Genomic DNA, 9,588 nt, shown 5'->3' with positions numbered 1-9,588 from the left:
TCACGGTCCCCCAAGTACCCGCAGGGACAGGGGTTGCTCGCAGCGATGAGTTGGAATCGCGCCGGAAACGTGTAGGCTCCATCGACACGGACGATTCGAACGGCGCCGTCTTCCATCGGTTGTCGTAGCATTTGGAGGGTATTCGATGAAAACTCGCCGAGTTCGTCCAGGTAGAGCACGCCACCATGCGCCAAGCTGATCTCACCGGGACGGACCGGACGCCCGCCGCCTATGAGTCCTGCCGAGGAAATACTGTGATGTGGGTTTCGGTACGGTCGCGAGCCCCTCAACAAGGACTCGGTGCGCTCGCCAACGACCGAATGGATACAGAGCGCCTCTTGAAGCTCAATCTCATCTATGGGAGGAAGGATGCCCGTCATACGCTTGGCGAGCATGGTCTTGCCGGATCCCGGGGCCCCGATCATCATCAGGCCCAGGCCTCCCGTTGCCGCAATCGCCAATCCCCGCTTCGCGATTTCCTGACCCACGACATCGCCGTAATCAAGCGCTGACCCATGAACAGCACGATGGGACGGATTGACGCAAAACGGCTTTTTACCTCGACCGATACCGACGCTCAGGCAACTGAGACGCTCCAGATAACTTGCTTGCACCTCGCCGATGGGCACATGCTCGGAGTTAAATCCCCCAACAAAGGAAACACCGAGATCACGTGCGAGCAACTGATAGGCCACCTCGCCCTTGACGGGGCAGACGGTCCCATCGAGGGCGAGCTCCCCAACGAAGAGGCAATCATCGAGACCCTCCAGGGGGATTTGGCCCGAGAGGGCAAGAATCGCCACGGCGATAGGCAAATCGAGCCCCGATCCGGTCTTACGGACATCCCCGGGCGCAAGGCTCACCGTAAGCGTGCACCGCGGAACCATGAAACCACTCGAACGCAACGCGCATCGGATTCGGCTGCGCGCGTCCATGACGGCGGCATCCGCCATGCCGACTATGGTCATACCCGGAATGGTTCCCGACGACGAGATCTCAACGGTAACCTCAAACGCCTCCACCCCTCGTATACAAGCCGCATGAACGGCAAATGTTTGAGGCGTTGCGCTCATTGGTCCGCCTCCCAGTCGAACACGCCATACAGGTGGCGGATCTCACATGCGCCCTTCGAGGCGAGCGTGACCGCGATAACGTCGAAACGGACCGACTGGCACGGGAAGTGTTCGGCGATGAATTGATAGGCGATGCGGCGATAGCGCTTGATCTTGGACGGTGTCACGGCTTCTTCGGGATATGAATCGACCGCAGTGCTGCGCCGTGTCTTGACCTCCACGAGGACGACTTCTTCGGAGTCGCAATCGTGGGCGATTATGTCAGCCTCACCTTCTGGGCAGCGGTAATTGCGTTCGACAATCTCGTATCCCCGGCCCTCGAGATAACACGCCGCGAGCTCCTCCCCCAGTGTTCCGATGAGCTTGTTCGACATCCCGCTTAGGTACTGACCATCGAAGACGCACTCCCCTTCGTCAATGGCACGCCTCAGGATCGCCTGCGCCCGCTCTCTATTCTTGTTCGCGCCCATATGCACTCCCTTCACATCCGGTGAGGGAAGTATCGGACCTGCTATCCCATAGCCGTCTCAAAAACGCCCCGCAAAAGCATACGCGGAATCTGGCAGCACCTGACACAGCCAGGCGACGTGAAGGAAGAGGCCTTACCTGTAAGGCGCAAGGATCATCGAGGAGCTAGAAAAGTCGTGCAGTCTCCAAAAAGTTTCCGCAAAAACTCACGCGATGTATGGGGCAAAGACCGTATTCCTTGATTGCTTGTATGTGCTCTGCAGAGGCATAGCCCTTTGATTGTGCAAAGTGATAATCAGGGTATTCGGCGTCATATTCGACCATCATCTCATCACGCGTGACCTTTGCGACAATCGAGGCCGCCGCAATACAAGCCACCGTGGCATCACCCTTTACGACATCGCGCTCATGTTTGACGGCACCGAGAGGATTGCCGTCCATGAGGACGCAATCGGGCTCTAACCCGGTATCGGCAACCGCGCCTGCCACCGCCTCACGCAGCGCACGGGCCATGCCGATCTCATCGATACGCGCGGGAGGGATATGGCAGATGCCGATCGCCCGCGCACATTCTGCTATCTGGACGGCAAGGATCTCACGCTTGGCAGGAGTGAGCTGCTTCGAATCGTTGATACCCCAGATGCGCGGCTCATCGGGCAGGCACACGGCACACACGGTCAGTGGTCCGGCGACCGAACCCCTGCCGACCTCATCGACGCCGACAACGACGCCGGGACCACCAAGCTCGCGCATGGTTGCGTACATGGCATCCACGCGGTCGCGCTCGGTGCGTTCCTTGTCCAATCGGCGCCGCGCGCGCTCGCATGCCTTCTGGACTTGGAGGCGGGGATCTTCGGCATACCTTTCGACAAGGGCCTCGATTTCCTCGAACGATGCGCTCGCAAGTTCTGCCGCAACTTGGGCGGCAGAGGCCGAACTCGTCATATTCGCCACGATATCCCCCTTATAAGAATCAATGCGCCGCGCGGCGCACGACCCTCTCTATGAAAGCGGGCCGCCCAAATGAGCGGCCCGCTTTCCGTACGGATCTGTAAACCCTAAAACCGTGCTTAGCGCTTCTCGGGAATGCGGGCAGCCTTGCCCACCTTGTCGCGCAGGTAGTACAGCTTGGCGCGACGGACCTTACCGTGGCGAACAACCTCGAGCTTGGCGATCTTCGGGGAATGAACCGGGAAGGTACGCTCAACGCCCACGCCGTAGGAGATCTTACGAACGGTGAAGGTCTCACGGGAACCGGCACCCTGCAGGCGAATGACATCGCCCTGGAAGACCTGGACACGCTCGCGGTCGCCTTCCTTGATACGGTAGTGGACCTTGACGTTGTCGCCGACCAGGATGCGAGGCATGTCCTCGCGGATCTGCTGACGCTCGATTGCGCGGATGTAATCCATGACAGATTCCTTACTCTTCTAGAGGTGCCGCACGCGTACGCCGGCACATAGGTTGAACAAACAGCAGCAAGTATACACAAGAAGCAGTGCTATACCAAGGAAAACCTCAAGTCCTCCACGCGATTATCCGCACGCCCCGTAGCGTACGCACCGAGAAACGGCTACAACGCGTCCCGTGTACAAGGCGCTCTAGAGATCTCGTTGACGGAGGTTGATCTGGCGCTTGCCCTGCTCGCCCGCGGGCTCGTCGAACTCGTAGACACCGAGCGACTTGAGGAACGGGCGGAGCCGTTTATATCCATAGTTGCGAACGTCGAAATCGGGAAGGCGCTTTCCGAGCTGGTCGCCGAGCAGCCCCAAGGAAATCCAACCGTCCTCATCGCCGAAGGAATCGATGACGGCGTTAATGGCGCAACGGATCGCCCGAAGATGGCGGCGCTTGTCCGCTCGGCTCATCTCGCCGAAAGCGACCTCTCCCTCGATCTCGTCCTCCGCCTCATCACATGCGCAGTTGCTCGGTTCAGATGCGGATCCGCCGGCATCGCCGGGGCGGCGGCGCCGTCGGCGAGGCGCGGGCTTGCCGACAGGGGCCGAAACATCGTCCTCGCGGGAATCACCGGCATCATCGGCCTCTTCCAGCTGCTGTCGAGCGTACAGCAGGTCGAGATACTTGAACTGGTTGCAAGCGGAGATGAACGGCTTGGGAGTCTTTTGCTCGCCCATGCCGATCACCACCATACCGCTCTCGCGCAGGCGCGCCACGAGACGCGTGAAGTCGGAATCAGAGCTGACGATGGCGAATCCGTCGACCGTACCCGAATACAGGATGTCCATGGCATCGATGATCATCGCCGAGTCCGTGGCATTCTTGCCATACGTATAACTGTACTGCTGCATCGGGATAATCGAATGGTCAAGCAGACAGCTCTTCCAGCTCGCCAGTCGAGGGCTCGTCCAGTCACCGTAGATGCGCTTGTATGTAGCGACACCCGCATTCGAAATCTCGTCGAGGATGACCTTGATATATTTTTCGCTCACGTTATCGGCATCGATCAGGACGGCAAAACGGAGCTCCGAAGCGTTTTCGAACATAGCATCCCTTCGAGTTGCATGCGCATGCGACGACCCCGTCCGCGCAAAAAGACGGACGGGGTCGTATGTCATATGAGGACATGAACCACCATTACTTCTGAGGGCTCTTGGGCATGAGCGGGTTCTCCCTCGTAAGGAGACTCATGAATTCCTCGCCCGTAATGGTCTCCTTCTTATACAGGTAATGAGCGAGCTCATGGAGCTTGAACTTATTCTCCTTGAGCATCTGGAGGGCGCGTCCGTGCGCCTCGGCGATGAGCTTTTGGACCGCAGCATCAACGCGCTCCGCCGTACCGGGTGCGCACGTGAGCGAGGTGTCCTGGTTGAGGTAGGCGTTTTGCACGGTGCCGAGCGCCATCATGCCGAACTCCTCGGACATGCCGAATCGCGTGATCATATTGCGGGCAAGCTTGGTCGCTTGCTCGATATCGTTTGCGGCACCGGTGGTCATCTCGCCGAAGATAAGCTCCTCGGCGGCACGCCCACCGCAGTAGACGGCAAGTTTATCAAGGACCTCCTGCTTCGTGGTGAGAAACCGCTCGTCCTCCTCAACCTGCATGGTATAGCCGAGTGCACCGCTTGTACGAGGCACGATGGTGATCTTGGTTACCGGCGCCGACCCCTTTTGACGTGCGGCGACGATGGCGTGGCCAATCTCATGATACGCAACTACCTGCTTCTCATGATCGGAAAGCACCGTGGACTTGCGCTGTTGACCGGCGATGACAACCTCGACGCTTTCCTCAAAGTCTTCCTGGGTCGCACGCTTGCGACCAAGACGAACAGCGCGCAGGGCTCCCTCGTTGATGATATTAGCAAGATCGGCACCGGAGGCACCGGGCGTCGCGCGGGCGATGGCAGTGAGGTCTATGCCCGGCTCGGTCTTCACATCTTTGGAGTGGAGCTCGAGAATCGCCTTGCGCCCGGAGAGGTCGGGCAACTCGACCGGCACGCGGCGATCGAAGCGGCCCGGGCGCAGGAGCGCGGCGTCGAGGGAATCGGGGCGGTTCGTCGCGGCGAGAACCACGATGCCCTTTTGGTTGTCAAAGCCGTCCATTTCCGTGAGAAGCTGATTTAACGTCTGCTCACGTTCGTCATTGCCAGAGAAGCCGCCGCCATCGCGCTTCTTGCCGATGGTGTCAATCTCATCGATGAAGACGATACAGGGAGCTTTCTCCTTAGCCTGCTTGAACAGATCGCGCACCTTGGCGGCACCGCGACCGACGAACATCTCGACAAACTCAGATCCGGAAATGCTGAAGAAGGGAACGCCCGCCTCACCGGCAACGGCCTTCGCGAGCAGCGTCTTGCCGGTACCGGGAGGACCCACGAGCAGAGCACCGCGCGGCAGCTTAGCGCCGATCTCCTCATAACGCTTGGGATTTTCCAGGAAGTCCACGACCTCCTTGAGCGACTCCTTGGCCTCTTCCTGACCAGCGACGTCCTTGAACGTGACGCCGACATCCTTGGAAGCGACGATACGAGCGCCGGACTTGCCAAGGTTGCCGCCGCCAAAGCCGCCAAAGCCGCCGCCGGAGAAATCCATCGAGGGGTTGTCGTCACCCATGGCCTTCTTCATACGGCGATTGAGCCACCAACCGAGCAGGAAGAAGATGAGCATGGGAGCGAACACCGTGATGAACAGATAGGTCCACATGCCGGAATCCTGCTTGGGAATCGTCACCTTGAGAGTTGCACCAGCCTCTTCGATGCGATTAGTGAGATCCACGTCCGTGGGCATGGTGGTGGTGCGATACGCCTTGCCCTCTTCGCCCTTGAGCGTGTAGACCGCCTGGGCATCATCGGTGGTGTAGCTGACCTCATCGACCTTTTTGTCCTCGAGATCGCTCAAAAGCTGGGAATACGTGACATCCTCGACCTCGAGCCCGCCGTTCTTGAAATTGGGGAACAGCACGCTGCTCAAAGGCAATGAGCATGTAGAGGATGAGATTCCGCCTACGCTTATGATCATCCATTTCCATAAGGAAACTCCGTCCGTACGTTCAGTAATGCTCTGAGGATACCCCCGAGCGCGGCCCGTTAAACGCGCGAATCAAGAACGCCCCTCCGTCACGATACGGAGAGACCTGCCATCAATCACGCAAACATGCCCGGACGATATTGGTACCCATTGTCGACGTGGGGACAGAGCTGCCAAAACGCGACGGCGCTCGCAGCGGCGACATTCAAGGAGTCAACGCCGTGCGCCATGGGAATGCGAACCGTCGTGTCGCAGCCGTCAATCGTGCGTCTCTGTAGCCCGGCGCCCTCGGTTCCCATGAATATCGCGAGCCGTTCCATGCCCTGAAGTCGAGGGTCGTCCAAGGAAATCGAGTCGTCGGAGAGCGCCATGGCGGCACACGTGAAGCCGGCATCGTGCAGGACCTCGAGACCATCACGGGGCCACGTGCGGGCCTCGGTGCCAATCCTCGTCCAAGGTACCTGGAAGACGGTGCCCATGGACACGCGCGCAGAACGGCGATAGAGCGGATCCACACAGGTCGGACTCACGAGAATGCCGTCAACGTTGAGCGCCGCCGCGGACCGGAAGATCGCGCCCACATTCGAATGGTCGACGATGCCCTCGAGCACGCACGCGCGAATCGGGCGCCCAGAGGCGCGCTCAACCAATCCTTCTAGGAAGGCACCCGCATCCGCGAGCGGCGGCCGGTGAAACGCCGCAAGTGCACCACGGGTCACCGAAAAGCCGGTAAGCTGCTCAAGCAGAGCCATCTCGCCAACAAAGACGGGAATATCGATTTCGGGGAAGTCGGTAGCGACCTTCTCGAGCAGCGGGGTGAGCTGATCAAGCCAACGCTCACCCAAAAGGAAGCTCACAGGCACAAGGCCGGCCTCGACCGCGCGCTCGATGACTTTGCCACTCTCCGCGATGAAGATGCCCTTCTCGGGCTCGAGCACTGAACGCAGCTGACGTTCAGTCAGCTTCGTGTACGCCTCAAGACGAGGATCGTCCAATGAGTCAATATGAGCGATTTCAACCCCAGGCATCTTAACGTACCGGCACGATCTCGATGTAGAAACCATCAGGATCCTCGATGAAGTAGATGCCCATGGAGGGGTTCTCCTTCACGATGCAACCCATGGAAGCGTGAAGATCATGGGCGGCACCCATGTCCGCGACCTCGAAAGCCAGATGAATGTCATGCCCGCCCTGGTTGTACGGCTCGACACGGCCCTTGTTCCACGTGAGCTCGAGCTGGCAGGGACTCGCCTCATTGCCGAGGAACACGAGCTTCCAGGAACCGTCCTCGGGTCCCTCCTCGCGCACCGGCGTCAAGCCGAGTGCCTTCTCGTAGAACGCGAGGGACGCATCCAGATCGAGGACGTGGATTTCTGTGTGAGACATCTTGAATTGCATGGTTGCTCCTTCGTACAAGATGGTTGACGGTATATGCCAGACGGTACGAACCACAGGCTCCCACGGGGCGCGGGCCCCTACGATCTGCGGTATGTCATGAACTCGAAGGTGACGTCGGCGTCGCCGGCGCCCTCCTCAATACGAAAAACCTCGGAACAGTCGACGACCGACCAGGCGGAATCTACATCGAGGTTGGGGAAATACGTATCGACATCGCGTATCACGTGGTTGCGCGTGACCTCCGCCTCGATGCAATGAGGCAGGAACTGCTCGTACACCGCTCCCCCGCCGATGACCCAGGCAACGTCCTCATCCGCGACGGCAGCGAGCGCTTCCTCAACCGAATGAACAACTTCGATGCCCCCGCGTTTAAACGCGGGATCACGCGTGAGCACAATGTTGCGACGGTCCTTGAGCGGACGCCCGCCGGGAAAGCTCTCAAGGGTCTTACGTCCCATGACGACGGGATGGCCCTTGGTCTTATTGACAAAATGGCGCATATCGGCACGATTAGTCACCACCATATCGCCATCCCGTCCAATCCCCCAGTCATCGCACACAGCGACGATGGCCTTAAGCTCACATGTCATCATGCAACTCTTTTCTTGTACATCAGGGGCACAATCCACTTTTAAACCGATGATACCGTAGCCCCGCCCCGGAGCATATCGTCCCGCGCGCAGTTCGCGTAGCGCTGTTTGAGCACGGGGTGATATGCTCCGGGGCGGGGCGGGCGAAACGGATTTAGACCGCGATGGGAATCCCCTTGACCTGCGGCCCCGTCTCATAATCCTCAACAATGAGGTCATCAGTTGTAAAGTCGTAGAAATTCGTGACTTCAGGATTGAGCGAGACCTTGGGCGCCGGGAACTGCGGCCGCTCGATGAGCTCACGCACGATATCCACGTGGCGGTCGTAAATGTGCGCGTCAACGATCACGTGCAACAGCTCGCCTGCGATCATATCGCAATGGCGCGCGACCATCATGAGCAAGATGGCGTACTGACACACGTTCCAGTTGTTGGCAGCAAGGATATCCTGGCTACGCTGCATGAGCACCATGTTGAGCACCGGCTTGTCGCAGCCAGGCTCAGCCGTCACGTTGTACGTCACAGAATACGCGCACGGATACAGGTGCATCTCGGACAGATCGGCAAACGTATACATATTCGTCATGATGCGGCGCGAGTACGGCGTATGGGTGAGGTCGTAGAGCACGCGGTCCATCTGATCGAAGTCGCCCTCCTTATAGTGCGACTTCTGCGCGATTTGATAGCCGTATGCCTTGCCGATCGAACCGGTCTCATCGGCCCACTGGTCCCAAATGTGGGACTTGAGGTCGTTGATGTTGTTGGACTTGCGCTGGTAGATCCACAAGATCTCATCCATGGCGGACTTGAGTGCCGTACGGCGCAGCGTGAGTGCCGGGAACTCATCGCGAAGGTCATATCGGTTAGTAACGCCGAAGTTCTTGATGGTGTACGCAGGAGTGCCGTCCTCCCAATGTGGACGGACCTCCTCCCCCTCCGTCGTAGTGCCGTCGCGACACATGGTCACAAATAGCTTGTCCGCCTTGCTCACGACTCGCTCCTTCCACACGCAATTGAACATATCTAAACAAGGTAACAGAAGCCCGGCCTTATATACCGTAGGAGTGTATTTGTGGAGCGAAGCGCAACCACACTCCGTAGCGTATATAAGGCCGGGCGCAGATCGAGTTGACGAAAAGGATGTTACTTCCGCCTGAACTGCTCGTTCATCTGCATGAGCTTCTCCATGTCGGACATGCCGCCGCCCATGCCGGGCATGCCGCCCATTTGATTCATGAGCTGGTTCATGTTCATGCCACCCATGCCGGGGACGCCGGGCATACGCATCTTTTTGCCCTTTTTCCCCTTCTTGCCCTTCTTGCCGACGCCTTGCTGTTGCGCCATGGCGCGCACCTTTCCCATCATCTTGTTCATCTCGCCCCACTGCTTCATGAGGGCGTTGACGTCGGTGGGTGTAAGACCGCAACCGCGGGCGATGCGGGCGCGACGCTGGCCGTTGATGATGGAGGGGCGACGGCGCTCCTCTGCCGTCATGGACAGGATGATGGCCTCGTTACGGTCGAAGACCTTCTCGTCGAGGTCGCCGCCCATCTGGTTGAGGGCGCGCTGGCCGC

General features: G+C 59.0%; 9 protein-coding genes and 2 pseudogenes. All 11 read right to left on the bottom strand.

Annotated elements, in window-relative coordinates:
- Positions 1-1,073, bottom strand: a 1,073-nt coding sequence (locus tag ACT8II_RS08685; RefSeq protein ID WP_443813821.1) for a YifB family Mg chelatase-like AAA ATPase, incomplete at its 3' end; no start/stop codon positions are given.
- Positions 1,070-1,543, bottom strand: a complete 474-nt coding sequence (locus ACT8II_RS08680; RefSeq protein ID WP_118653817.1) for a YraN family protein — start codon at positions 1,541-1,543, stop codon at positions 1,070-1,072. The genes ACT8II_RS08680 and ACT8II_RS08685, both read right to left, overlap by 4 nt.
- Before the next feature lie 163 nt (positions 1,544-1,706).
- Positions 1,707-2,495: a ribonuclease HII gene (locus ACT8II_RS08675; protein WP_294123868.1), complete on the bottom strand. Its 789-nt coding sequence runs from the start codon at positions 2,493-2,495 to the stop codon at positions 1,707-1,709.
- Between the two features lie 116 nt (positions 2,496-2,611).
- A complete protein-coding gene (gene rplS, locus ACT8II_RS08670; protein WP_118653815.1) occupies positions 2,612-2,953 on the bottom strand; it encodes a 50S ribosomal protein L19 in 342 nt (113 codons plus the stop codon).
- A 189-nt stretch (positions 2,954-3,142) separates the two neighbouring features.
- Entirely contained in the window at positions 3,143-4,045 is a 903-nt protein-coding gene (locus ACT8II_RS08665; protein WP_294123424.1) for an NYN domain-containing protein, read from the bottom strand.
- 91 nt (positions 4,046-4,136) lie between these two features.
- Positions 4,137-6,027: pseudogene (ftsH, locus tag ACT8II_RS08660) on the bottom strand (ATP-dependent zinc metalloprotease FtsH).
- Between the two features lie 115 nt (positions 6,028-6,142).
- Positions 6,143-7,054: a TrmH family RNA methyltransferase gene (locus tag ACT8II_RS08655; protein WP_317440027.1), complete on the bottom strand. Its 912-nt coding sequence runs from the start codon at positions 7,052-7,054 to the stop codon at positions 6,143-6,145.
- Between the two features lies 1 nt (position 7,055).
- Positions 7,056-7,424, bottom strand: coding sequence for a VOC family protein (locus ACT8II_RS08650; protein WP_294158537.1), 369 nt, complete (start codon positions 7,422-7,424; stop codon positions 7,056-7,058).
- Positions 7,425-7,501: 77 nt separating this feature from the next.
- Positions 7,502-8,014, bottom strand: coding sequence for a dihydrofolate reductase (locus ACT8II_RS08645; protein ID WP_443813822.1), 513 nt, complete (start codon positions 8,012-8,014; stop codon positions 7,502-7,504).
- A gap of 154 nt (positions 8,015-8,168) precedes the next feature.
- A complete protein-coding gene (gene thyA / locus ACT8II_RS08640) occupies positions 8,169-9,005 on the bottom strand; it encodes a thymidylate synthase (RefSeq protein WP_443813817.1) in 837 nt (278 codons plus the stop codon).
- Positions 9,006-9,157: 152 nt separating this feature from the next.
- A pseudogene (locus tag ACT8II_RS08635) lies at positions 9,158-9,588 on the bottom strand (signal recognition particle protein); the annotation flags it as partial.

This window comes from Collinsella sp., assembly GCF_052346665.1.
Classification (GTDB): domain Bacteria; phylum Actinomycetota; class Coriobacteriia; order Coriobacteriales; family Coriobacteriaceae; genus Collinsella.
The sequence above is the reverse complement of the archived record's forward strand: the minus strand, read 5'-3'. Positions and strand labels throughout refer to the sequence as shown.

Bases quoted from the DNA above. Each gene is read 5' to 3' on its own strand.
- ACT8II_RS08680 (WP_118653817.1), bottom strand. From the start codon at position 1,543: ATGGGCGCGAACAAGAATAGAGAGCGGGCGCAGGCGATCCTGAGGCGT.
- rplS (WP_118653815.1), bottom strand. From the start codon at position 2,953: ATGGATTACATCCGCGCAATCGAGCGTCAGCAGATCCGCGAGGACATG.
- ACT8II_RS08665 (WP_294123424.1), bottom strand. From the start codon at position 4,045: ATGTTCGAAAACGCTTCGGAGCTCCGTTTTGCCGTCCTGATCGATGCC.
- ACT8II_RS08655 (WP_317440027.1), bottom strand. From the start codon at position 7,054: ATGCCTGGGGTTGAAATCGCTCATATTGACTCATTGGACGATCCTCGT.
- ACT8II_RS08650 (WP_294158537.1), bottom strand. From the start codon at position 7,424: ATGCAATTCAAGATGTCTCACACAGAAATCCACGTCCTCGATCTGGAT.
- ACT8II_RS08645 (WP_443813822.1), bottom strand. From the start codon at position 8,014: ATGACATGTGAGCTTAAGGCCATCGTCGCTGTGTGCGATGACTGGGGG.